Source organism: Carboxylicivirga caseinilyticus, from assembly GCF_050589785.1.
GTDB lineage: Bacteria > Bacteroidota > Bacteroidia > Bacteroidales > Marinilabiliaceae > Carboxylicivirga > Carboxylicivirga caseinilyticus.
Genome location: NZ_JBNGOX010000025.1, coordinates 1 through 26,307, shown reverse-complemented (window position 1 = coordinate 26,307; position 26,307 = coordinate 1). Strand labels below are relative to the sequence as shown.

Here is a 26,307-nt window from a genome sequence, read left to right as displayed (position 1 = left end):
CTGATGCAAAAGAAAATATATAGATACGCGGTGTTGTCGGGCTTTTTGATTTGGGTTGGCCTGGCACAAACCGGGTGTCGGAGTAGTAAAAACCTCGGAGAATTGAATAAAGATACCTCTGGTTTATACCGCACCGACAAAGAATCAGGGGATTCAACCACCATTGCCTCAAAAGCATGGAGTGAATTCTTTACAGATGCTCAACTAAAAAGTCTGATTGAGGAAGGGTTGACAAATAACCTTGACCTGAAGATTGCGACTGAGCGGATTAACCAGGCTCAATCAAGTTTAAAGATGGCTAAAGCTGCCTTGTATCCTACATTAGGTGTTGGTGGGCAGGTAGAATATACCCGTTATAGTAATGGCGACAGAGGAGAAGATGTGCTGGGTTACGAGGCAAATAATATAACATTGGGACTGACTACCTCCTGGGAAATTGATGCATGGGGTAAGCTGAACAATCAAAAGAAAGCTCAACTGGCTGCATATTTAAACAGTCAGGAGTATGCAAACCTGGTTCAAACCAATCTGATAGCAGGTATTGCCAGCTCATACTATAGCCTGATAGCGCTGGATGAGCAACTGCAAATCACCCTTGAGACCATTAAGCTTTTAGGCGAAAATGCTGCAACCATGCAGGCTTTAAAAGATGCTGGTATGCAAAATGGTGCAGCCGTTGAACAAAGCAATGCGCTTTTGTATAGCACGCAACTTTCGGTGCCTGAACTGGAGAGTCAGATTCGTCAGGTTGAGAATGCTATTTGTGTTTTGCTGGGCCGTAAACCCGGAGAAGTGAAACGTAGCACCATTGCCGATCAGGTTGTGCCTAATGAGCTTGAATATGGTATTCCTGCACAATTACTGGCTTATCGCCCGGATGTGAAGCAAGCGGAACTTTCATTTCGCATGGCATATTCACTTACCAATGCAGCACAGGCCAGTTTGTATCCTTCAATAACTATTAGCAGTGGTGCGCTTGGATACTCGAACAGTACATTCTCAGGCTTCTTTAGTCCTGAAAATATTGCAGCCAATATTGTTGGAGGAATCGTACAGCCGATCTTTAATAAGCGACAATTACGCAGTAATCTTGAAATAGCTAAATCGCAACAACGCGAGGCTGCATTGGCTTTCGAGAGTACCTTATTACAAGCCGGACAGGAAGTTTCGGATGTGTTGTACGGCTTTAAAGCCTCGCTGGCTAAAAATGATTTACGCAATAAACAAATTACTTCGCTTAATACTGCTGTTGATTTTACACATGATTTATTGATGGCTGGTGAAGCCAATTATGTGGAAGTAATCACTGCTCAAAGGAGTTTACTTACTGCTCAATTAAGTAAGGTAAATGATAAACTTGAGCAGTTGAATTATTGTGTCAGCCTTTACAAGGCTTTAGGTGGTGGCTCCAATTAAGACGTGTAGTCTTTACTTTTTTGATAGTTGATGTTGTCTGCCTGTTGGGCAGGCCTTTTAAATCCCCGGAAGTGCATTCCCGGGGATTTTTTTATTCGTAATCATCATTTGAAATGGTAAATTTTTTTCAAAATATAATATACAGAATATGTGATGTTTAAATGATAATTATTGATTGTTGAAATAAAAAAACTGCATTTTTTAAATTTCATATGGTAGGGTGGATTGAAAATTATTCGGTTACTGTTTGAATGGGGACCAATAATAATTTTAAATAACAATATCATGAAAGCAATCACAAGACTAATGGGAATTATGGTTTTATCTGTCTTAATAGCAGCTCCTGCATTAAATGCACAAACAGAAACAGCTGTAAAAGAACAAACCAAAAAACAATTGAAAGACGGATCAGGTGATCAGGTTAAAGAGCAAAAACGTGATCAGTTGCATTTGAATCTTACCGATGAGCAAGAAGCTTTAATGGAACAAAATAAGCAAGGCTCAAAACAATTCAGAGCTGCCTTTAGGGAAACACTTACCGATGAGCAATTAGCTATTCTGGAAAATCAGGAAATGACACGTGAACAAAAACGTGAAGCTATCAAGGCCAGCCTATCAGAAGAGCAAAAAGAAATGATTCAGGAGCAAAATCAGGTTAAAGATCAGAACCGTCAGCAATTACGCAGTAGTCTTTCGTCTGAACAGAAAAAACAGGTTCGTCAGCAACTGCAGCAAGGTGAAAATTGTGAGACAGCTACAGCCGTTCAGGAACGTACCCGTCAACAAGCACAAAAACAGGCACAGATGCAGGCTCAACAAGAAGCTCAACAGCAACAAGGTTCAGGAAATGGTGGGTCAGGTAATGGAAATGGAGGTAAATAATCCTCTGTAAAAGAAGCTGCATCAAAGGCAGCTTCTTTTTTATATTAATCTCTGCACTTAGAATTTCGTCATAGTTAAACAAACCGGGAAATATCATATGGTTAAAAAAGTAAAAATTCTGTTGTTAGCTTTATTTATATCTGTTCAGTTATATGCACAGCGGACCGATATAATGGACAAAGATCGTATTGCCCGGGTAGATTCATTATTGGATGATATCTTGTTTGAAGATGAAGATATTTATAGTCTGTTAGAAAAAGACCAGACTTTTCAATTCCTCTATTTTGCCACAAACTATAGTAACCGTACTTTTTATGCAGGCCGTGAGAATGGTGACTATCAATCCAATTTGTCAGGCCAGATTTATTACATGAATTCAGCGGGTTTCTTTGCTGGTTTATCCGGTAGCTGGTATAATCAGCTCGATCCTAATTATCGCAGCACCATCTTAACTGTTGGCTATGGTCAAGGCATTAAGAATAAGCACTTTTTTCGATATCGTTTATCAGCCGATTATTTTATTTTTCATGTTAATGATCCTGAGTTTGAGCCTATCTATAACAGTAGTATAAATGCCGGAATCACACTAAAAAGCAAGTCCTTTGGAACACGATTCGATGGTTCGTTGTTGGTTGGACAGGAAGTAGGAAAACAGTTTACCTGGAATAACTATGCTTACTTGTATCTGCTTCGGTTTGGGAAATACAATTATCTGCGTTTAGAGCCCGAAGTATCTTTATTTTTTGGATCAGAAGCAGCTGAGTTCTTACTTAACGAAGCGTATGTGGATCAAACCACTAATTTGGAAGTCGATACATATTATAAGGATGTATTTACACTGTTGAATACCCAGTTACGTCTTCCTCTTAGTTTGAACTGGAAGAATTTTGATATGCAACTTTCGTATATCTATAATATCCCCCGAACCATTGGCGACAGTGAGTCCTACGCCAATACTTCTTATTTTCGTCTTTCGTTAGGGTATATCATAAGTTTGTAAGGATTATCAAAGGGTTAGTTCACCTATCAAGAAAATGAAATGAATAATTGAGCAATCAATGATCAAATAATATGTCAACGTCAAAGAGGTTGAATAGCTATAAAGTAAAACTATTATTACCTGCTAGCTACTACAATAACAAAATCCAATCTGTGAAATTTGTGTAATCTGTGGTTAATAGTATTACATTGAGGCCATAAAAGAAATAGCGTAGATAAATTAAAAAGATTTGCATCTTCTTAGGATTTGAAACAAATAAAACCATTTCACTTCTTTAACTCTGTTGTCTACCTTCTACCTCAATAACAAATCCAATCTGTGAAATTTGTGTAATCTGTGGTTAATAATATTACATTGAGGCCATAAAAGAAATAGCGTTGATAAATTAAAAAGATTTGCATCTTCTCAAGATTTGAAACAAATATTACCATCCATTTTTTTGTTTAAATACATCTTTATATCGAAATCTAATCTTTGGTAAATTGAAATCGCTGAATGTATTATATCGTTGAAAAATTTTCTTCTTACCATGTGAAACAAGTGATCATTATTCACGACTTTTGTTTATTCATTTTGAAGAAGCACATAACCTGTATCCGATTGCCAAGGCTATAACCGTTGCCATTGAAATGGTGTTGACTCACTTACGGTACAAAGGGAAGAAGGTTATGCAAGTATGAATCAATTGCAGTTATACATTAAAGGAGAAAGTTTATTCAAAACCAGTATATAAAAATAAGATGGCAAAAAAACACCTTTTAAAAGGGCTTACTATTATTCATGAAGATCAGGATATTATTGTAGTTAATAAGGCAAGCGGTTTGTTAACGATTGCTACTGTAAAAGAGAAGATCAATACCGCACATTTTATGCTGAATGACTATGTAAGAAAAGGAAATCCTAAATCGAGGGCCCGTGTTTTTATTGTTCATCGTCTCGACAGGGAAACATCCGGCTTGCTGGTTTTTGCAAAGAGCGAAAAGGCCAAACAATATTTGCAGGAGAACTGGTCGCAGTTCAGTAAAAAATACGTGGCTGTTGTTGAGGGAACGTTTCAGGATAAGAAGGGGGTGATTGAATCATACCTGATGGAAAACAGTTCCTGTCATGTGTTTTCAACCCAGGATAAGGTTAAGGGAAAGTATGCTAAAACAGCCTATTCAGTTGTGAAAGAATCTGATAAATACAGTCTTCTGGAAGTAGATTTGTTTACAGGAAGAAAAAACCAGATTCGTGTTCACCTGTCGGAAGCAGGGCATCCGATAGTGGGAGATAAGGTTTACGGCAGCAGAGATAAAGTACTAAACCGGATGGGACTCCATTCTTTATCGCTGACCTTTGCACATCCTTATTCAAAAAAAGAGATGCATTTTAAAACGCCCGTTCCGCAGGCTTTTCAGATGCTGTTTAAAGGCAAATGATCCCTGTCTGTTAATGCATTATGTTAGAATTCAGGTGAAAATAATTGAGAAATTAGGTTAGCAAAGAAAAAATATTGTTTACTATTGTGTTAGAATCAAAACCAACAGAATGAAATCGCTAACCTTGTTAACCTTACTTGCATTATTGGGTATGTCAGAGGCCAGAGCGCAAACTACAAAAATTGCTTCTACTGACACTATTAGTGCACCGTTATTACTTAAGCCTTTTCAGAAACCTCAGGGCTTAAATCATCAAATTAAATATCAGGATAACTTAAAAGACTTACTGAATAACTTGAAGGTAGATAAAACCGACAGACAATTTAGTCAGCATTTAATCCAAACAGATCAGGTTAAAGGCAATGTGCAATCCATGCCTTGTTATAAGCCTGAAGGAGATTATCCAATGTTGGTATTTCAGCCTGATACTACCGTTAATTATTCTTTATTGATAAAAGAATACTAAGGTTCTGTTCCGAAAATATCAAATCAATAAAATATACGAATACGTTAAAACCGTAATCGTCCTGAGTAACATAAACCCATATCAGTTATGACCCGACAAGAACAACTTGAATTTTGTAAGAAATGTACCAAACGTAAAAGTGACATTAACCGTGGTGTAATCTGCAGTTTAACAAACGAAAAAGCAGACTTTGAAGGAACTTGTAAAGATTTTGAAGGAGATCCTTATTTTTCAACTTCTTCTACTTACAATAATACGGATATGTCCATTCAACCCGAATTTCAACACCTGGATGATGCCTCATTGAATACCTTAAAATCGCATCAGGATTTTTATTATGCCATCATTGGTGGATTGCTGGTAAGTATCATCAGCGGTGTTTTATGGGCTATGTTTACTGTAGCCACCCAGGTACAGATTGGATATATGGCCATTGGAGTGGGGCTGTTGGTGGGGTTTGCTGTTCGTTTTTTTGGAGCAGGCATTGATATTAAATTCGGAATTCTGGGAGCTACCTTGTCATTATTAGGCTGTATAATGGGAAATTTATTCTCGCAGGTTGGGTTCTATGCACAGGAGGCTTCCCTGCCTTATTTTGAAGTGCTGACTTATCTTACGCCTTCGGTAATTGTTGGGGTGTTAATGGAAGCATTTTCACCCATTGATCTATTGTTCTATGGTATAGCAATTGCAGAAGGTTATAAACTCTCGTTCCGAAAAATATCACCACTTACCCTTAAAGAACTGAAAGAAGGAAAACATAATGCGATGCCTTCATTAGCCGGGTTACGTATGCCGTTGGTGGTTATTTCTGTTTTGCTTATTGGCTTCACCGTTTTTAAGATCAGAAAAGGGGTTAGCGGATTCAGAACCTATTATTATGAGTCGGGAGAGAAGATGTCGGAAGGAACACTTCATCATAGCAAAGAAGAAGGTAAGTGGACGTATTGGTATGAGAACGGTAATCAACAGATTGTAGCACATTTTCATGAAGGAAACCCGGATAGTCTGTGGCAATGGTATAATGAGTCGGGCAAGTTGATTAAAGAAGGTTCTTATAAGTCGGGGTTGGAACATGGTATCTGGATTAATTATTTTGAGAATGGTGTAAAAAACGATTCGGGATTATATGTAAATGGCCGGATGGAAGGGGACTGGAAAATATGGAATGAGACAGGAACATTAATGCAGGAGGGTAATTTTACCAGGGATAGGCAGGATGGAATCTGGAAATTTTATCATATCAATGGTGCATTGCTAAGCGAAGGAATGATGAAAGAAGGTATTTCATCGGGCTTATGGACTACTTATTTTGATAACGGTGAGTTGGAGAGCAGGATTATTCATGAATCGGAAACAAAGTTAATTATACAGGATGTATGGGATGTATCCGGCAAACAGTGGGTAAAAGACGGTGAAGGGACTTACCAGTCATTTTCGGATAAAGGTGTTTTGGTGGCGAAGGGAGATGTTAAAGAAGGCTTGCGAACAGGAGAGTGGAGTATTTATTATGAGAATGGTAATAAAAAGGAGTTGGGTGTTTATGAAGGCGAAATTTTTCGTTTAAGTAAGGCCTGGTACCCCGATGGTAAAATAATGGTTCAGGACGGTAATGGAAACTATGAATCCTATTATCCTGATGGTGATAAATTAATGGAATCGGGTAAAATGCTGAATGGCCTGCGTCAGGGACTGTGGAAAGTCTTTTATGAGAGTAATCAAGCCTTGTACCGCGAGGCGGTTTATGCCGGAGGACAAGTAAACGGTGAAATAAAATACTACTATGAATCAGGAGGATTGTATTCTACTGGTAATATGATAAATGATTTGCAGGAAGGTGAATGGACCTGGTTTTTTGAGAATGGAGAAGTGCTGTCGAAAGTTAGCTTTGTAAACAATAAAAAGGAGGGCACGCAAACTATGTGGAGTGAAGTGGGCGAAAAAATAAAAGAAGAATATTATAAAAACGGAGAGTTAACAGAGGAGAAAGTTTTATAATTCTAAGCTTTTTATAAATAAGCCTGTAAGGCTGACTGTAATAGCCGTGGGTTTTAACCCATGGTATAATTGAGCTGTAAATCCGTCACGCGTAGGTATTTGTTATTTATTGATGGCCTCAGCTGGTGAACAAAAAAACAAGGTTGAATTGACGATTAAAAATCGTTTTTGTTTGAGTTGAGCGAAGTCAACGAGTTTAAACGATTTCAGTCAATTGACCGTAGTTTTTTTAGTGAAGCAGGTGTAGCCTTGACTCGATAGCTATCGAGTTTTTTTGCTTCGTTTTTTGTGTTAAGACAAAAAATGAAGTCGGGTTTGGGCGAAGCGCCAATTTTAAAATTAGTTAGGATGCAATTCAACTTGTTACTGATGACCTTAATTGATCAATCAGCAAATATCTTCAACCACAAATTACACAGATTTCACAAATTAAATTTGAAGCTTTGTTTAAACCATAAAAGCTTTTTAAATAAGCCTGAAAGGCTGACTGTATTAGCCGTGGGTTTTAACCCACGGAATAAGTAAGCTGTAAATCAGTCGCACACAGCAATCTGTTTAACCATTAGACTTTATTGCGACGGCATGGAATCCTTTTTCTCTCTCTATTTCAGCCGATACATCCTGATGTGATCCGCATAAGTCCTATGGTAAAAGTTTTAATAATACGATTGTTTTTTTCTCTTCCTTTTTTAGAAAAAGGAAGCAAAAATCTTTCTGATTGAGGGGCTTGCTAGGCACCGTTGACGAACCTAGGGCTTCAGGTACAACTTTTCGTGCCTCAAAGCCACCATTCCGCCCTGTTCGCAACTAGCCCTGACAATCAGAAATTCGAAACTAAGTTTCGAGTGGGGAGTTCCTACTCTTTTATGCATTGGTTTAAATGGATAAGGTGTTGGCTTAATGAACTATTTCATTACTATATTATCAATAAATTTACTGGGATGCGCCTTCAGGAAAATGCGTTTAGAAAATCAAAGAACGGAGCGTTAAAAAAGAAAATGTGTTTAGAGAAGCCTGTAAGGCTGACTTTAATAGCCGTGGGTTTTAACCCACGGTAATAGAAGAGCTGTAAATCCGTCGCACGCAGCAACCTGTTTTATCATTAGACCTTATTGCGACGGCATGGAATCCTTTTTTTCTCCATTCTTTCTGTCATCAGCTACAGAAAGAATCAAAGATCCCGAAGCTTCGGGACCATGACTCCTCGATGACCCGCTACGGTCTTGCTACGGGAGAAATTTAAAGATTTACAGCTTGGTATCAAATTTCTCTTTTCCTTCGCTCAACCTGCGGGTACCCCATCTGCGAAGTCAAATGGATTGAGTACGATGAATATTTTGCTTAAACTATCAGCTTTTTTAGAGAAGCCTGTAAGGCTGATTGTTATAGCCGTGGGTTTTAACCCACGGTATAAGTGAGTTGTATATCCGTCGCACGCAGCAATCTGTTATTCTCTACACTACTTTCTTTGTCTGCCAAACAAAGAAAGTAACAAAGAAAATTCACCACGAATGATGCCTTTCTGAAATGGTTATCGCACAGGCCTTCCCGAACAAGGGCCACATTTCAAAAAGCCCGCTCCATTCGTGGACGCCCACCGTACGCACCTCAAATGATCAATTTTTTAAATAATCTACAATCTTACTGGGATGCGCCTTCAGGAAAATGCGTTTAGAAAATCAAAGAACGGAGCGTTAAAAAAGAAAAGCTGTTTGAACCCGATTTAGAAACTGTAGGGTTTTGAGTATTAAAAGCCACAAGTTTCTTTATCGGGAGAGTTCTTTTCTTTTAGCGGAGTGATTTGGTTTTTAGCAATTTTCATGACAGCGCGGCACTTCTTGTTTACTTCTTCTTGCTGCAGAGAAGAAGTAAAAGCCCCTGCGGCTTGAGCAGGTTAAAAAGAAATACTAATTAGGCCTGTTACAGACTATGTGTAAAAGTGAAACGTCAATTTTAGAATTACTACATACAGAATCAGATTTAATTCGGTTGTTTGCAGGTAAACACAATAGCTTAATCAGAGCTAATATTTTAAACCACAAATTTCACAGATTTCACAAATTAAATTTATACTAAACGATAATAACTGAGCATCGGTCTTACCATTTATCCACAATCTCACTGGGATGCGCCTTCAGGAAAATGCACTAATAAAATCAGAGAATGGAGCGTTAAAAAAGAAAATGTGTTTAGAGAAGCCTGTAAGGCTGACTGTATTAGCCGTGGGTTTTAACCCACGGTATAAGAGAGCTGTAAATCCGTCGCACACAGCAACCTGTTTAACCATTAGACCTTATTGCGATGGTATGGAATGATTTTCAACCACAAATTTCACAGATTTCACAAATTAAATTTAATGTATACTAAACGATAATAACCGAGCATCGGTCTTACCATTTATCCACAATCTCATTGGGATGCGCCTTCAGCGGATTTAATTATAACCACTCCATACAACTTATACTATTTATTACAAAAATTAGAATAGTTAACAATAAAAGAGCTTTAAGTATGTTTTATGGTAGCTCTTGTACTTGATATACAAAATACTATCATTTATCTTCTGTATTACTTCGTTAAGCTAAAAGAGGTAGTTTTTATTAGCATAATAGCCATATTCTGCTATTTTTGTAAACGCCAAATTTAAACCAGACGCTATGAAGCTGCATACACAAGCCTCCACTTTAGAGCCGCCAAATCCGGCAAATCATTATCCGTATTTAAACGATTTAATTGTTCTAAACACTTATAAGCATTTAAAGTGTTTTAGTGGCTTTTATACAGTGGTTTAATATAATGGGAAAGTTAATAGTGGATATAAGGTAGTTGGCAGCAAGCGTAAAACGATACGACACAGCAGACATTGACAAGTATAAGAGTAACAAATTTTGACAGGTGAACAGCGACATACAGACCATATTGAAAACGGACAGCGAATAACTCGACACGGGAAATGAGATTAGCAGCGATTTACATAGAAGACCATGAATACATATTCAAAGAGCCTCAGACAATAAACTTTGGTGGTCAATACTTTTATGAATTTGAGAATGTAGATAATAATATTATTGTCAGACGAACAGTAAACGAAAAATTCATTCCCGATTTTTTCAACCTTACAGAGTTACAAAGTAAAGTAACAAATCTAAATGCCATTGTTGGGCAAAACGGAGCTGGTAAATCAACGTTACTGGATGTAATCAGAAGTGAATTTATTGAGCATGAATATGCCTTACCACAATCAAATTCATTGTTTCTTGTTGAAATAGAAGGAAAGCATCCTCTTATTCTAAGAAATGACTTCAATAGAGTTTTTCTACATGAATCAGCACCTCAAAACACCTATGAAATTGAATTGAAAAAAGGGGTGACCAAAAAACCACAAACGATTTACTATTCTCCTCACTTCGACTACAAATACAACCCAAACTTTGACGAAGTTGATAATCATGATATTTCGTTCGATAAGATTGTAGAGGAAGATTTAAAAGAATTTAGAGAAAAAGACACCAACGAAAGTGGCTGGCCTTACTCAGCATCACAAGAATTACTTTTCAAAAATTCTATTCGTCAAATTACCTTCATAAGTTCTGAATTAGTTCGTAAGCAAATATTTAATGACTTGTTCGAACTTCAAGGGCATTATGAACCAATTTTACATTTTAGAGGTTACAACGTAAGGGAGAAAGACTGGAACACGCCATATCAACTTAGAACCATCTTAAAAACCATAGAGGAAAAACTTGAAAAAGAACTTTCGGAATGGCATACAATAAGAAAATTTAAAGACGACAGAGTTTTAAACCAAGTTGAAGTAAATCAATACATCCTAAAAAGAAATCTAATCAGGTGCATTATTTCGCTACTTCATATACAAATGGAGAGAAGGAATTCATTCCTGCAAGAAGGCTATTTTCCATATGAAGAACTAAAGGAACAAATAGATTCTGCATCTGCCTACGACACCTTTTTACTTTTCGTTAAGCATAGTGGTATAAAGTTAAAATCGTCTAAACCTGAAAATATTTTCAGTGAAAGTATTGTGAAAAAACTTTTAGAGAAAATATATGAAGCAATAGAAAAAACCGATAATGAAGATTCTGTTTCAAATGGCACTTTGCGAACATCAACAGAAGACGCAACCGAAATTCTAAAACTTCAAAGACAGTTTTTGAATGAGTTGAATAGCTACTATGTAAAATTCTATGCGAATAAGGATGAATTAACTATTGAAGACAGAGAGAAAATAGAGGAGTTCATCAATTATATGCCTTTCAAAAGAAGAATGAGTTCAGGCGAAGGAGCCTTGCTTAATTTCTACTCCAGAATTTATGATTTTCTAAATACCAATTTAAAAGAATTAAAATACAGGAAGTTAAGTAACCATTATATTCTGTTACTCGATGAAGCAGACCTCACATTTCATATTACATGGAAGAAGAAATATGTGAAAGCACTTTTATCAACTTTGCCATACTTTTTTGATGAACTTGAAAATAAACCAACTCTTGAAATAATCTTTACTACGCACGACCCAATTACACTTTCAGACCTTCCAAACACAAATGTGATATACATCGAAAGACCTGATTATAGTAGTCCTTCGAGAATCCTAGATTTCAACAATAAACGGAGACCATTAAAAACTTTTGGAGCAAACATATCTGACTTAATTGCAGATTCGTTCTTTATTGAGGATTCGTTGATTGGAAACTTTGCTTTAGACAAGATTCAGGAAACAATAAAATGGTTGAACAACAAGGATAATCTTGAAAGTAAAATCTATTACAAAACTATCATCAAGTTAATTGACGAACCAATTATCCAACGGAAATTGGCTGAAATGTATGATGATAAAACCCAAGATAATTTTCAAGCAGATGTAATAGACGAACAAATCAAGAAACTTCAAGAACTTAGAAAAAGATTAGGTGAATAATGCTGTATCTCAATCCAAATACACCAAAATTTATAAAAGCCAAAAGGGCTTTCCATCAAGGAATGCTTGATTTTGTTATTCAAAGAATTGAATGGATTGAACCAAGAGCAAATGTAAATAACCAAATGGTAATGCGTTTATTCGACATCCATATCATTGACCATCTTGATGACATTCTAATTGGGAAACCGTCTAAGCTAATTGAAATAAGTGATTATTTGAAACCGTTAATTGATAATATTCCTGATTTTAAAACAGCAATTGAATACGTTTTCAACTATAAAATTTTTATTTCACATGCAGAATCAAGATTTGATGCATATGAACTGGCAGAATTACTAGACGTAAGAACTTGCACATATTGCAATAGAAACTATACGAACACTGTAATAAAAGATGACGGCAAAAAGTTGACTCGTCCTCAATTTGACCACTACTTCGACAAAGCAAGTCACCCAATATTGGCTGTATCATTTTATAATCTGATTCCAAGTTGCTCTATTTGTAACTCAAGCATCAAAGGAACTCATAAAATGACCTTGAATGATTATACTCATCCTTACCTTGACAACGCATTAGGTGACATCAAATTTTCTTACAAATACTCACACAAAAGTAAAAATGGCTTAAAGGTAAAGGTCGTAACGCCCGACCCATCAAAAGCAAAAAATACAATAGACGCCTTTGCTATTGAAGAAGTTTACAATTCTCATACAGGTGAATTGTTAGACCTTCTAAGGACAAAACAATATTTTTCGGAGAGATACCTAACAATATTAAAATCCAATCTGCTTAAAGACGTTATTCTTTCAAAGGAAGACCTGTATAGAATTGTGTTTGGGACAGAATACGATGAAACAAATTTCGTAAATCGACCATTCAGCAAATTTAAAAGTGACATATTAAAAGAACTAGGAATAATTTAAACCCATGCAGAAAGTGACTTTCAGACACAGAGGTCAAGAACGCCAGCTGCCAACACGCGGTATAGTTAATTGCCGGTGCAGTGGGTATTTGAACAGAACAGCTCGTGTCAAAAGTAGTTGTAACTTGAGAAGTAAGAGCTTCGAAATCGGCAACTAACCATACCGCCACCGTTAGCCCCAATTAAAGCATAACACTATGAGATATGTAATTATATTTTTGTTTGTTTTAATCATGAGTTCTTCTCATGCTCAAAGTCCAGATGATTTCTATAACAAATCTTTAGCTGCCTATGAGAATAATAATATAGATTCTGCTTTGAATTTGATTAATGAGGCACTTGCTATAGACTCAAACAATGTTTCATATTATGATTTAAAAGGTCTTATACATGAAGATTTGCAAGAATTTCAGCTAGCATATGAAATATATACACAAGCATTAAATCGGTTTCAAAGCGATAGTTATATATACAGTAAGAGAGGATTACTATTACAAAAAGTTGGTGAATATGATTATTCTCTTGAAGATCTAACATATGCAATGAAATATGCAGAAAGTGATTCTATATATTATTTGAATTTAACGAATAGAGCAGTAACAAAATATCACAAAAGGGATTTTGAGAGTTCATATGAAGATCTGATTAATGCTTATAAATTTGATTCAACAGATATTGCTGTACTGACAAACCTTGGAGCTGTTTGTGAAGAAATTAATGATCCTGATAATGCAATTATGTACCTATTGAAAGCTATTGAAGTTGATTCAACATATTACCCAGCATATGGGAATCTTGGCTTTTTGTATCAAGAATCAGGTGACTACAATAAAGCAATAGATATGTTTAATAAAGTTCTGGAATTTGACCCAAGTGAACCATATGGATATAGTAACAGAAGCTATAATTGGATGAAAATAGGCAATACAGATTTGGCATTGAAAGATATTGAGAAATCAATAGAATTATTTCCTGAAAACTCCTATGCCTATAGAACTAGAGCATTAATTTATATAGAACTTGGTGATTATTCTAAGTCTTGTCAAGATTTGCAGAAAGCATTAGATTTAGGATTTACAACAAACTATGGAACTGAAGTAATTAACCTTCAAAAGGAATATTGTCACTAATTATTAACTGGGGCTAACAATAAATATACGTAATGCGGGGAGATGTGATAAATTTGAGACTTTAACTATTGTAAACTATGTGCCTTAACGAACAAATAAACTAAACTCAATCAAAACCAAAAAATGAGAACCCTACTTTTAACCCTAACATTAATCTGCAGCATTCAGCTTTTTGGTCAAACAACCCCAAAGTTTGATTTAACAGCGTATATACATGAAGTTCAAATCTGGGATAAGCAGGATAATAATATGGCCTTAACCTGGTGGATACCCTTAAGCTATTGGCGAATGTCGCTGGAAGGTAGTCCGCAGGTAACACCCGAGGTAATTGATCAGGTAGAGCAGGCATTTGAAAATTACGTGGTGATTTGTGCCTTAGACCTGTATATCAACCCCGATGGTTCGATGCGGTATACGAGTGAGCAGGAACTGCGCAAAACACTTTCTGTCGAAGACAGTACAGGCAATCAATATTACCCGCTTACCAACGCCCGGTTATCGGCAGAAGCACTCTCTTTTTCAGAAGCCATCAAACCTATGTTTGCCCAAATGTTAGGGCAGCTGGGCAAGGGCATGGCGTTCTATTTTTTTGAAATAAAAGATAACGACGGTAATAATGTGTTTAATGAGTTTGAAGAAGGCAAATTAATTGTAAAGCATTCGGCCCGAACATTTACCTACAATTTGCCTCTGGTAGTTCTATTACCTCCAAAACACTGTCCGGTTGATGGCGAAGAAATGAAAGGCAACTGGAACTATTGTCCTATACATGGGGCAAAATTATAACAATGTTTATAAATAAATCTTGAAAAATAAAACGCAGGTATAAAGTGTGTTTGACTTTACAAATCCTAATGCCGGGATTAAGGATAATGAAATAAACCCAAGCAGCAATAAACTAAAAAAATGGAAAACAATGCTACAAAGATAATGTCAGATAAAACAGATCTGGAGTTAAAAAAAATAATTGAGAATAGGTTTGACTATCAAGAGGAGGCTTATTCTGCAGCATTATACGAAATTGAAAAACGAAGATCAGGAAAAGTTGATACCACATCGGTAAAGGAGGATGTTGAGCAGACTGTTCAGGAAAAAGAAGAGGTTAATAATCACAAGTCATTTAAAGAACTAATAGAGGCTTTGCTTCCTGAAAAGAATTACTACATCACACCCATAATAATTTATCTTAATATTCTCATTTATATTGTTATGGTATTAATGGGTGTTGATCCATTTGAACCAACGGTTGACTCATTAATTATCTGGGGAGGCAATTTAAGAGATTTAACATTAGCCGGGCAGCAATGGCGTTTGCTTACAAGTGTTTTTCTTCACGGTGGCTTATTTCATCTGTTACTAAATATGTATGCCCTGATATATATAGGTAAAGAGATTGAAACGCAAATTGGTAATATAAGGTATCTGTTTGCATACCTGGCAGCAGGTGTTTTTGCAAGCATTACCAGTGTTACAATTAATTACAATATTGTATCGGTGGGTGCCTCAGGAGCCATCTTTGGTATGTATGGCTTGCTTATTTCTTTATTGTTATTTAAGGCAATTGAATTGCCCAAAAGTACCCGTAAAAATTTTGTAATAAGTGTATTTTCTTTTGTAGGGTATAATTTATTGTATGGTTTAACAGAAGAAGGAATAGATAATGCTGCTCATATTGGAGGATTAGTGAGTGGATTGGTTATCGGAGTTATTTATTATTTATCCGTTAAGAATTCGCGTCTTTCCAAATTTGTGTACTGGGGTATTTCGTTTTTAATGCTGATTTCTATTATTGCCTTGCCCAAAGCTGCACCTAATATGTTTACCGAATTTCAGGTTGTAATGAAGGAGTATGCTGTTAATGAGGAGAAAGCTATGTGGATGTACAAAGAGGATTTGTCCTATATTCCTGAAGATAAAATTCAATATTATTACGATAGGTTCAGAAATGAAGGAATTGATTTGTGGTCAAAAAACCTTGAATTGCTTAATTCCTTAACCGATATAGATCCTGCTTTAGAAGAAAGGATTAAGATATTAAAGGAATATACTAATCTGCGTATTCAATCCTGTGAAACGATGCAGGAATTGGTTCGCTATAATCGGCAAGCGGATGAGCAAAAACTTATAGAATGCAATTTAAAAATCGAAAGCCTGGTTAATGAATTGCAATCCTTATCCCAGTAATTAAAGATTTTACAACTTTATGAATAAACGATTAATATTTGTATTAGTGTTGACTCTTGCCGTTAGCAAGGGTTTTGCACAAGATCTTTTGAAATCTAAAGAAGAGATTGTTTTAAATCTTAATTCATCTGATAAAAATGTACGGGAACTTAAACAAGCATTTCCAATCTATAGAAATGGAATCGAAGATATGTTTGTGACTTTACATTGTTGTGTTAGAGAAAGTTATCTTAATCCTCCGGATAAAGTACAGATTTGGAAAAACGTAAATGGTTATAATGCTACTGATAATGAGAAGAAGTATCAACTAATATATGAATTCAATGCAGAAGGTGAAGGATTGGATTACATTGAGAATGTTGCAGAGTTTACTTTCAAAGAAGATAAGTTTATTAAAATAGAAAAAGTCTATTATGGTAGTGGCCATCAAACAGATATTAAAATCATACATATAACATCTTCAGGAGAATTGAAGGATGTGATGATTGAGTCTGCTACAGATCATTATTTAGGATTGTTAGGGGCCGGAGAATTTATAGGTAAAGGAGAAATAAGAGACTTTAAGGATAACTCAATGTTATTTAGTTTTTTAATTTATAATAAAGGTGATGCAAATTGCTGCCCTACAGGTGGCTCGGTAACCGGACAGTATAAATTGGTGAAAACAAGAATAGATAATGAAGAAATATTTAAGTTAACAGTAGATACCATACATAGAAATAAAGAGTAAGATTGAATGACCAATACTTAAAGATAGCTTGGTTGCGATTAAGACTAAAGCAAACTATCGAATGGCAGTGTTTCAATCAGCCGGGGTTGTACTTCCCAAAACAATAAACAATCTAATTGATTTTTGTAATGCTGAAAAATCTAGCAATATTTCTTCTCACATCCATGATTCTATATAGTTGCAAAGAAGAAACCAGTTATCAAATGCAGTTGGTAATTGAGAACAAAACTGAAAATAAAATATCAATTGAGTTATTTCCTAAAAATGAGTACTTGCATAATGATCTGTATAAGTTTAGTGACTTTGGTGGTGGGTACAGTGAAACAATACTCGAATTGGAAGTGGATAGCGAAAAAGAAATTTTTATTTCAAATAATTTAAATAGTAAACCTTCGATCAGAGCTATTGAGGTTTTTGACAGTATCCATATAAGTGCTTTTGATGAAAATAGATTTGGAATAAAATTTTCACATGCCAAAGTTCAGGGATATGTTGAAAACCTTTTTAATGAAGATAGTTTTTGGAAATTAGTAATTCGCAAATTTGATTTACCAACAAGCTTTCGAAGAAATCCGGTTGAATCCAGTGATTATATTTTTGAAATATCAGAAGATAAAATAATACCGGATATGCCTGAATAGATTTTGATTGAAATTACTCGCAAAAGCTTTAATATAATTTAATGTCGATTGACAAATGAAACGTATATACATTTTCATATCAGGTATTAAACGAACTAAAATAAACCACTAACCTTTAACTTGTTATATATGATTAGAATAGTTTTTATCTCACTATTGATTATGATTTTAACATCTTGTACTTATCAGACAGATCATCAAAAACTAAAACTTGATATTACATCTGACACAATGTTGAAATTGAAAAAGAAAGCTAAGCAAGGAAATGTCTTGGGAATTGATTTAAAAATAAAAGGAAATTTTACCGACACAGTTAAATTAATTCAGTCGAATGGGAAAAATGTTATTTATAAACATCAATTGATAGGCGAGTATCATTCAAAATATCGTATTGATTGGTATTCAGATTCTTGTATTATTAGTTTTGAGAATGTAAATAAGTCTGTAAAGAATATTGAAATTGAATATGAATTCCTCGATATGAAATAAACCAGGGATCTCAAAAAACTGAATTAGTGTATAGAAAAGTTTAAATTAAATATTAGCCTAAAAAATAAACCTTTTTAATATTTTTATATCAACAATACTTTTTACCCTAATCTAAACACCTTATGAAAAAATCATGGATTTTAATTCTTTCAATTGCCATTGTAATTGGATTGACTGCTTATGGAATCATCGATTCACTAACAAAGAAGCAAATTGCAGAAATAGAGAGTAATACAAATTATAAAATTGAGCAATTAAAAATTTACTCCGAAATGCTCAACGTCAAGCCACAAACCTACTTACTGGAAGACGAAACAATTATTCAAATCCCAAATTTCAATTTTACTTACGACAATAATAAACTGGATATAAAGTATGATTTTGCCAGGTACGAAAATGGAAAACTGATCCGGGTTGATCTTGTAAATGGGAATGAAAATTAGTCTGATTATCAATTGTATGATATTTTAAGTAGTGATTTTAGGTAGGAAATAGGTGTAAAATATGTCTTTATATAACCCGATGGAATTATGAGAAAATCAATAATTAATCAAGCAGGAAGCTTAGTGGTTCTGTTTATTTTATTTGTAAATACAATAAATATATCTGGTCAGAATTCATTGAACTTCGACGGAATAAATGATTATGTGAGTGTGGATAACGGAGTTTTAAACGATTTACAAACTGCCACCATTGAAATGTGGGTAAAATGGAATGGATCAAGTCAGGCAGGTTCTACAACGAACTCAACACCTCGTTATGGAGCTGTCATAGCTCGTCAGAAAAACAGTGTTTTCAGTAATCAAATCATTGCTTTAAGTGAGAGTAATCCAACTACTGCAAGCATTACCTGGAGACCATACCGGCATAATGTTGTGGCAATAACAAGTTCTGTTTCACCCGGTAACGAATGGATCCATCTGGCTGTTTGTTATACCAGTGGAGAACATAAAATGTACGTGAATGGAAATTTGGTTGGCTCATCAACTTTAACCGGTAGTGTAAATAACGACATCAGTATTCCGTTTACAATTGGTGCCTGGATTGGTGATGGTAATTCATATGGAAATGTAAATATTGCAGAATTAAGGGTTTGGAATGTGTTAAGAACAGAAGAACAGATTCAAAATAATATGAATATATCCTTAAACGGAAACGAGGATAATTTAATAGCTTATTACACCTTTAATCAGGGTATTGCCAATGGAGATAATACAACTGTGACTTCACTGACAGACTTATCAATAAACAATAATAACGGAGTATTAAATAACTTTAGCTTAACAGGTACTACATCTAATTGGGTTGATGATACAGGATTTATTCCAACAGCATTGAGTGCAACTGATCAGGCAGAAATTGTTATATATCCAAATCCGGCAACAGATTATATAAGCATTAAAGGAATATCTGGAACAGCTGATTATATGATTTACAATTCAGTTGGTGAAAAGCTTCTGGGTGGAAAGACCTTAAATAATCAAATGATTGGAATTAAAAAGCTTTCCAAGGGAATCTACTTTTTAAAAGTAGAGAACGAAAAACCAATTGTTTTTGTAAAGGAATAAACAAGGTTTGATAAAAAGTTTAATGATTTGGGGTTTCAACCTGGTAGTACTAATTACTATTAGGATTTTGAAAATATATCATCATTAAGGACGGTATGAGAAAGCTGTAAATCCGTCGCACGCAGCAATCTGTTTAAACATTAAACCTTATTGCGATGGTATGGAATGATTTTCAACCACAAATTGCACAGATTCCACAAATTAACTTTCAAGCAGTGTTTAAACCATAAAAGCTGTTTAAATAAGCCTGAAAGGCTGACTGTATTAGCCGTGGGTTTTAACCCACGGTATAAGAGATCTGTAAATCCGTCGCACGCAGCAATCTGTATAAACATTAAACCTTATTGCGACGGTATGGAATGATTTTCAACCACAGACTACACAGATTATAGGAATTCAATTTAATTCTTTGCATTAAACAATATTGACTAATTATATTTTGAAAGGGCTTTAGTATTTTATGTATCAGTATTAATGATAAATTAGGTGTGGATAACAATGTTTTATTTGATAATAAAAAACATTTGATCGAAGCCTTTTCAACCAGTAACTCAACAAGGCCTGTTCAAATGGTTCAGAATGGAAAATAAATAAGTATTTCACCTGTACAATTTTGATGAAAGTGAAGAATAAACTAATGATAGTAATTTTGCTGATTCTAAGTGTTTCATGCAAAAACAGGCCCACAGAGTCAAAAGATAATTTTGATTGGATGTTAGGCAGTTGGATAAGAACCAATGAGCAGGAGAACCGATTAACTTTTGAGAACTGGGAAAAGCATAGCGATTCGGAATATACCGGATTTGGCTTTACACTAGAAAATAATGACACTATTTGGCAGGAAAATATCAAACTGATTAAAAAAGATGGTGAATGGAGTTTTGATGTAACGGGTCAGGGAGAGTCCAATTCAACTAATTTTAAGTTGATTAGAATTGAAGAGCAGTGTTTTGTTTGTGAAAATCAATTGAATGAGTTTCCTAAAATTATTGAGTATTCAAAAAATGGAGATCTTTTAAAGGCTACCATTTCAGGAAACAATATGAAAGTAGATTTCGATTTTGAAGAATACAGGCCTTAATCAGAGTATCTATATTTATGTGTATGATAGCATGGTATTGAAATAAAATGATTTAGGATAGCTGTAAGGCTGATTGTTATAACAATTATATCGGCAAGGTGTAAAATTATTCGTGGATGTTAGCTTTAGGAATCAGAACTTTAAACTCAGCTCCTTTACCCGGTTGGCTGTTAACTTCGATTTGTCCACCTAATTTATCTGTCAATGCCTTAACAATGGATAAACCCAGTCCGTTGGAACGCTCTCCGTCGGTTGGTCGGGCAGTAAGCTTTTGAAATAACTTAAACATTTTTTCCTGGTCCTGAGAACTAATTCCAGGCCCCTCATCCTTTACGATAAAGGCAACCTTTGTTTTGTTTTCAATAACGGATATATCTATACTTGTTTGTTTTTCAGAAAACTTAATAGCATTTGACAGTAGATTGTTTAAAACCCGTGTTAAAAGAAAGGGGTCAGTCGTTAGCTTGTTGATAGTAGTGTTTAAAGTCAAACTGGCCTTCTGCTGCTTATTCAACAGTTCTTTATCAAAAGTTCTCAGCCAGGCATTCATATACTTTTCTAACTCAATTTCTTCCAGTCTTATTTTCGAATCACCCGATTCAATAGAGTGGATATCAAGCAAGTCTTCAATCAGATACATGCCGTCCTGAACCACATTTTCGATGGTTTTCAGGTAATTATTCTGGTTATCATCCAGCGAACCTTCCATTTTAAGAAGATCAACATAGTTAATGATGGTGCTTAAAGGAGATTTAAGGTCATGAGCCACAACATGCATCAAACCATCTTTCTCTCTGTTTAAATCAATAAGCTTATCATTGGTGGTTAGCAGTTCTTCGTTTATCTCCTGCAATTCTTTGGTGCGCATGGTTACTTCCTTCTCTAACTGCACATTTTGATTCTGAATTATTTTTTCGTTTTCAAGTGTTTTTTCAATTACTTTTTGCTGAGCTTCAAATTTCTCCTTTTCTATCTCAGCTCTTTCCCATCTGAATCGTCTGGAAAGCAGGAAGGAGAGAAGAAAAGCCTCAATGAGTGTGGCATAGGCTACAAAGCTTAATCCTCCAATGTACTGAGGATATCCGGTATTAATATAGATTGCCTGCGCGGCAACCAACAGGAAGTATATAAAGTAAGCGAAGGCAAAATAGTAGCCCATTTTGTTGCCTTTTCTGCCAACCAGAATACCAACCAAACTCATTGTGAAAAAAGAGATCAGAGCATGAACGGTATTTACTTTAAGAACGATTGGAAGGGGTAAAAAGAATTTAACTCCAACCCAGATGGCAAAATAAATAATAATGCCTGTTACGATTTTAAATACTCCGGGTACATATTTTCTGGCCTCTAAAAATATCAGGCAATAGGTGGTTTGAAATACGATACCAATTGCAGGGATGGTCGAATACAGAAATAGAAGGTTAACATTAGGAAGAAAATAAACGATAAAGCCATCAATGACAGCTGCAGAATAGTTTATGTAGATGATAACCAGTATGGAATATAATAAAAAGAGTCTTCTTCGAAGAGATATAAATAGAAAGAAATTATAGAGGACAACAAAGATCATAAGTCCCAGGTATATTCCATATCCCAGCACATTACTCGTTGATTTTTTATAAAACGACTGTTCGGTATATAAATTCAAAGGAATTGGTTCCGAATTGGTTGTAAGTCGAATATAACAATCGGCTTTGCCCGGAGGTAAAGTAAAAACCTGGTACGAACTGTGAAATGATTTATTGTTGACTGGAATTTGATAACCTGCCTTTACTAACTCAGATATGCTGTCATTTAATATGTAGTATAAATTGGCAATGGGTAAACCCGCCTGTGCTAATTCGAGTACGGCATCATCATTTGTGTTGTTATTGATTACAAAATGGAGCCAAAAATGAGATTCGGTATATCCTAAGCTAAGAATAGTGTTGGTTGAAGGTTGAAATTCACTCTTTAAGGAATCTGATATTATTTGCTCAAAACTGATGGATTGAGAAGGGTCTTCCAATATCTCAACTTTATCACCAATAGATAAATGTTGGATCGATCCATCCCAGACTATTTCCATCCCAAAGCTGGTAAATGGAATAAGAAGAAACAGTAAGAACAACTTCCTCATGGTTGTTTCATTAGGTGTATTAAACGCTAAAAAGAAGGGAGCTTAATCTAAAACATTATTAAGACCAACAGTAATGTAAATAATTATTACATCGATGCTTAACCTCAATTTTATTTGGCTGTTTTTTATCCCTTACAGTTTGTATACCGTGTATACAAAAGTGTTTTAGCGTGCAAAACTTTGGTTTTGTGGATACAAAATAATTAGATCTTAAGTATTTTCCAATTAAATGGGCTTACAAAATTATATTGTTAATAAAATGATTGGGTTTAAATCATCCTTTGCAGAGTAATTTATTTTAATTAATACCTTTGAAGTAAGTACAATAATCCATAGCCAGAACCTGATAGATGAAAAAGAAAGAGACGGTAATACTGATACTTTTTGTTATTGCGAAATTTGTCTTACAATATATCCTGATTGATTCTGTTTACGATTTGCATCGGGATGAATTTTTACACCTCGATCAGGCAAATCATCTGGCCTGGGGCTATCGGTCAGTTCCGCCTTTTACATCCTGGAATTCGTGGTTAATTCAATTATTGGGAAACGGTGTGTTTTGGGTTAAGTTTTTTCCTGCATTGTATGGTGCTTTATCCATCATAGTCGTATGGAAACTGACAGAAGTGTTCAACGGAAAGCTACTGGCTAAGATATTAGCTGCAGCTGGTATTTTGTTTTCGGTACTATTACGACTAAATACTTTGTACCAGCCTAATTCGTTTGATGTATTAAGCTGGACATTGGTTTTTTACTTTCTAATCAGGTATGTAAAGAGTGGTCGGCCGAAATGGATTTACTTATGTGCGGTTAGTTTTGCTCTTGGCTTCTTAAATAAGTACAATATTGCTTTCCTAGCCATAGGATTATTACCAGCTATTTTGCTAAGTTCCCAACGATCCATCTTTTTGAAAAAAGAAATATTGTGGGCTTTGGGCATTGCTTTCGTAATGGTTTTACCCAATCTGATCTGGCAATGGAATCATCATTTTCCTGTGGTGAATCATTTAAGCGAATTAAGTGCCACTCAGTTGGTAAATGTAAATAGAATTGATTTTCTCGCAACTCAGCCCTTGTTTTATTCCGGTTCGGTTCTGTTGATTATCGCGGCTTTATTTGCATTGTTGTTTTATCAACCGTTTAAAGAGATTCGCTTTTTATTTTTTTGCTTTATTATCATCTTAACGGTTTACACCTATTTAAAAGCCAAAGATTATTATGCCATTGGATTGTACCCGGTTTATATAGCTCTGGGGGCAGTTTTTTTAACCGATCTTTTTAAAAAGAATTGGGGCAAATGGGTTCTGATTTTATTAATACTGGCGCCTGTGGCTTCTTTTGCCTATATGTATGGTTTTTTATTTCCCAATAAAACACCGGAATATATTATGAGTCATCAGGATATTTACAAATCAATGGGTATGCTGCGTTGGGAGGATGGAAAAGATCACGACATACCTCAGGATTTTGCCGATATGCTGGAATGGAATACGCTTGCCCAAATAGCAGAAAAAGCTTATGACGATGCTATCCAATCGGGCGAGACCTTAGTATTGTGTGATAATTACGGGCAGGCAGGAGCCATTAATTTTTATGCAAAAAAACAATTACAGGCTGTGTCGTTTAGTGCAGATTACATTGATTGGTTTGATTTGGATAAGCAATATGTAAACCTGATAAGGGTTATTAACGGATCAGAAAAAGAATCGGAATTTAAGGAAACCGCCGTCTATTTTAACCAAGCCTATGCAGTGGATTCTATAACCAATAGGCATGCACGGGAACTGGGAACAACGGTCTATATTTTTAAAGGATCAAAAGTGGATGTGTCGGCTGTGTTGAAACAGGAAATCGGTGAATTGTTAAATCATTACTAGATGTACTTACTATTTGAATTAAAAATTGACAATTTCTTTTTTGGAGGGTGGCGAGTTTTCTGTCAGCGAATTTGATTCTTATGAGTTTTAATTACATCTAATGAGATTTACTTCGAAAGTTAATTAATCTGAAATTCAGGATTTATTAATCAATACTTTTTATTTTCGCTTGAGTAATAGTAAGCCTAAACAAACTCATGCTCCACGATATTTATCCACATACTTTTGCAAATGAATTTAAGCCTGATATGCCCATCAGGGAGGATGATTATGTTTTTTGTTTTGCTGAGAATAACATATTGGTAAAAAAGTCGGGTGATCAGTATGAGCTTCCACTAAAGAAAGATATTGGTGAGGTTAAATCGGGTTTATTCTTCTTTACCCTTAATGATAAATCATGTTTTTGGGTGCTTGATGAGGTTGATTTGCCTTCAGATGATTTTGTTTATCATGATGTTACCTCATTTCAATCATTTCAGCAAAAAGAGCTGGATTGGTCAACTATGGTGGCCCGTCAACTGAAAACCTGGTACGAACGAAATAAGTTTTGTGGGAAATGCGGTTCCCCCAATCAATGGAAAACAGATGAAAGAGCAATTGTCTGTTCTTCCTGCAACAATGTTCTTTATCCTCAGATTGCTCCGGCTATTATTGTTGCCATATTTAAGAATGACCAGATTTTGTTGGCTCATAACGTTAATTTTCGTGAAGGTTTTTATTCATTAGTGGCAGGATATGTGGATGTTGGAGAATCAATTGAAGATGCTGTCCGCCGTGAGGTTAGGGAAGAGGTTGGTATTGAAATTAAGAATATCAGATACTACAACAGTCAGCCCTGGCCTTATTCAGGTTCCATGATGATAGGTTTTTTAGCTGATGCAGATGGGAATCAGACGATACAGGTGGATAATCATGAAATAGAGCATGCCGACTGGTTTGGCCGCGATAACCTTCCAAATCATCCTATTGCAAGAAGCATTGCCGGCGAGATTATTGACAAATTTGTAAACGGAGAGCTTTAGAATTATTGAATAGCCATAGATCCTTATTCATTTAAGTTACTCCCTTTTTACTTTAGCCTTTTCACTTTATCCTTTAATTTTTCACCTTTAGCCTTCTCCGATAGCTGTCAGGGCTTTTACCATTTTGCCTTTCTACTTTTTGACTTTTGACTTTAACTTTTTGACTTTTGCCTTGCTTAAGACTGGTAATTCACTCCGCATATTTATCATTTCATCCTTTTGATTCATGACTTCGGTTAATGTTTTTTGTTTTAGGGTATCTGCAGGTATTTACTTGCACTCAAAAACAAGATCATGCGTTTGGTAATCTTTCTCATAGCAATCCTTTATAGTATTTGTGCTGAGGCTCAGACAGCAATACAGGGTAAAGTGATGGATAAGCGGCAACAACCCATTGTTGGAGCCAATATCTATCTCGA

Annotated in this window: 20 protein-coding genes; 19 read left to right on the top strand and 1 reads right to left on the bottom strand. The window is 35.3% G+C overall.

Going from position 1 to position 26,307, the window contains the following annotated elements; translation table 11 throughout:
- Window positions 1-3 precede the first annotated feature (3 nt).
- The 17 genes from ACRD62_RS13310 to ACRD62_RS13230 all read left to right on the top strand — a co-directional run bounded on the left by ACRD62_RS13310 (window position 4) and on the right by ACRD62_RS13230 (window position 20,870).
- Window positions 4-1,416, top strand: a complete 1,413-nt coding sequence (locus ACRD62_RS13310; protein WP_430820603.1) for an efflux transporter outer membrane subunit — start codon at window positions 4-6, stop codon at window positions 1,414-1,416.
- 285 nt (window positions 1,417-1,701) lie between these two features.
- A complete protein-coding gene (locus tag ACRD62_RS13305; RefSeq protein WP_430820602.1) occupies window positions 1,702-2,298 on the top strand; it encodes a hypothetical protein in 597 nt (198 codons plus the stop codon).
- Between the two features lie 97 nt (window positions 2,299-2,395).
- Entirely contained in the window at window positions 2,396-3,298 is a 903-nt protein-coding gene (locus tag ACRD62_RS13300) for a hypothetical protein (protein WP_430820601.1), read from the top strand.
- A 740-nt stretch (window positions 3,299-4,038) separates the two neighbouring features.
- Window positions 4,039-4,719 carry an RluA family pseudouridine synthase gene (locus ACRD62_RS13295; RefSeq protein WP_430820600.1) on the top strand — a complete coding sequence of 227 codons (681 nt, stop codon included), beginning with the start codon at window positions 4,039-4,041 and terminating at the stop codon, window positions 4,717-4,719.
- Between the two features lie 109 nt (window positions 4,720-4,828).
- Window positions 4,829-5,185 (top strand): hypothetical protein, encoded by a 357-nt coding sequence (locus ACRD62_RS13290; RefSeq protein ID WP_430820599.1) that lies wholly within the window; start codon window positions 4,829-4,831, stop codon window positions 5,183-5,185.
- 87 nt (window positions 5,186-5,272) lie between these two features.
- Entirely contained in the window at window positions 5,273-7,183 is a 1,911-nt protein-coding gene (locus ACRD62_RS13285) for a hypothetical protein (RefSeq protein WP_430820598.1), read from the top strand.
- A gap of 2,953 nt (window positions 7,184-10,136) precedes the next feature.
- Window positions 10,137-12,122, top strand: coding sequence for an AAA family ATPase (locus ACRD62_RS13280; protein WP_430820597.1), 1,986 nt, complete (start codon window positions 10,137-10,139; stop codon window positions 12,120-12,122).
- A 62-nt stretch (window positions 12,123-12,184) separates the two neighbouring features.
- The gene (locus ACRD62_RS13275; RefSeq protein WP_430820596.1) at window positions 12,185-13,048 is read left to right on the top strand and encodes a hypothetical protein; all 864 of its coding nucleotides are present in this window, start codon (window positions 12,185-12,187) and stop codon (window positions 13,046-13,048) included.
- Between the two features lie 196 nt (window positions 13,049-13,244).
- Window positions 13,245-14,177 carry a tetratricopeptide repeat protein gene (locus ACRD62_RS13270; protein ID WP_430820595.1) on the top strand — a complete coding sequence of 311 codons (933 nt, stop codon included), beginning with the start codon at window positions 13,245-13,247 and terminating at the stop codon, window positions 14,175-14,177.
- Between the two features lie 123 nt (window positions 14,178-14,300).
- Complete coding sequence (locus ACRD62_RS13265; protein ID WP_430820594.1) at window positions 14,301-14,963, top strand: hypothetical protein; 663 nt, start codon at window positions 14,301-14,303, stop codon at window positions 14,961-14,963.
- A 120-nt stretch (window positions 14,964-15,083) separates the two neighbouring features.
- Window positions 15,084-16,361, top strand: coding sequence for a rhomboid family intramembrane serine protease (locus ACRD62_RS13260; RefSeq protein WP_430820593.1), 1,278 nt, complete (start codon window positions 15,084-15,086; stop codon window positions 16,359-16,361).
- Between the two features lie 19 nt (window positions 16,362-16,380).
- A complete protein-coding gene (locus tag ACRD62_RS13255) occupies window positions 16,381-17,091 on the top strand; it encodes a hypothetical protein (RefSeq protein ID WP_430820592.1) in 711 nt (236 codons plus the stop codon).
- 128 nt (window positions 17,092-17,219) lie between these two features.
- The gene (locus ACRD62_RS13250; RefSeq protein ID WP_430820591.1) at window positions 17,220-17,732 is read left to right on the top strand and encodes a hypothetical protein; all 513 of its coding nucleotides are present in this window, start codon (window positions 17,220-17,222) and stop codon (window positions 17,730-17,732) included.
- A gap of 129 nt (window positions 17,733-17,861) precedes the next feature.
- Window positions 17,862-18,221: a hypothetical protein gene (locus ACRD62_RS13245; RefSeq protein ID WP_430820590.1), complete on the top strand. Its 360-nt coding sequence runs from the start codon at window positions 17,862-17,864 to the stop codon at window positions 18,219-18,221.
- 122 nt (window positions 18,222-18,343) lie between these two features.
- Complete coding sequence (locus tag ACRD62_RS13240) at window positions 18,344-18,664, top strand: hypothetical protein (protein ID WP_430820589.1); 321 nt, start codon at window positions 18,344-18,346, stop codon at window positions 18,662-18,664.
- An 87-nt stretch (window positions 18,665-18,751) separates the two neighbouring features.
- Entirely contained in the window at window positions 18,752-19,789 is a 1,038-nt protein-coding gene (locus ACRD62_RS13235) for a LamG-like jellyroll fold domain-containing protein (RefSeq protein WP_430820588.1), read from the top strand.
- Between the two features lie 637 nt (window positions 19,790-20,426).
- Window positions 20,427-20,870: a DUF6265 family protein gene (locus ACRD62_RS13230; RefSeq protein ID WP_430820587.1), complete on the top strand. Its 444-nt coding sequence runs from the start codon at window positions 20,427-20,429 to the stop codon at window positions 20,868-20,870.
- A 106-nt stretch (window positions 20,871-20,976) separates the two neighbouring features.
- Here ACRD62_RS13230 and ACRD62_RS13225 read toward each other — a convergent pair whose 3' ends face one another.
- On the bottom strand, window positions 20,977-22,989 hold the full coding sequence (locus ACRD62_RS13225) for a sensor histidine kinase (RefSeq protein WP_430820586.1): 2,013 nt from the start codon (window positions 22,987-22,989) through the stop codon (window positions 20,977-20,979).
- A 350-nt stretch (window positions 22,990-23,339) separates the two neighbouring features.
- Here ACRD62_RS13225 and ACRD62_RS13220 point away from each other — a divergent pair, with 350 nt between their 5' ends.
- Window positions 23,340-24,866 carry a glycosyltransferase family 39 protein gene (locus ACRD62_RS13220; RefSeq protein ID WP_430820585.1) on the top strand — a complete coding sequence of 509 codons (1,527 nt, stop codon included), beginning with the start codon at window positions 23,340-23,342 and terminating at the stop codon, window positions 24,864-24,866.
- A gap of 197 nt (window positions 24,867-25,063) precedes the next feature.
- Window positions 25,064-25,888: an NAD(+) diphosphatase gene (gene nudC, locus ACRD62_RS13215; protein WP_430820584.1), complete on the top strand. Its 825-nt coding sequence runs from the start codon at window positions 25,064-25,066 to the stop codon at window positions 25,886-25,888.
- The last annotated feature ends 419 nt before the right edge of the window (window positions 25,889-26,307 follow it).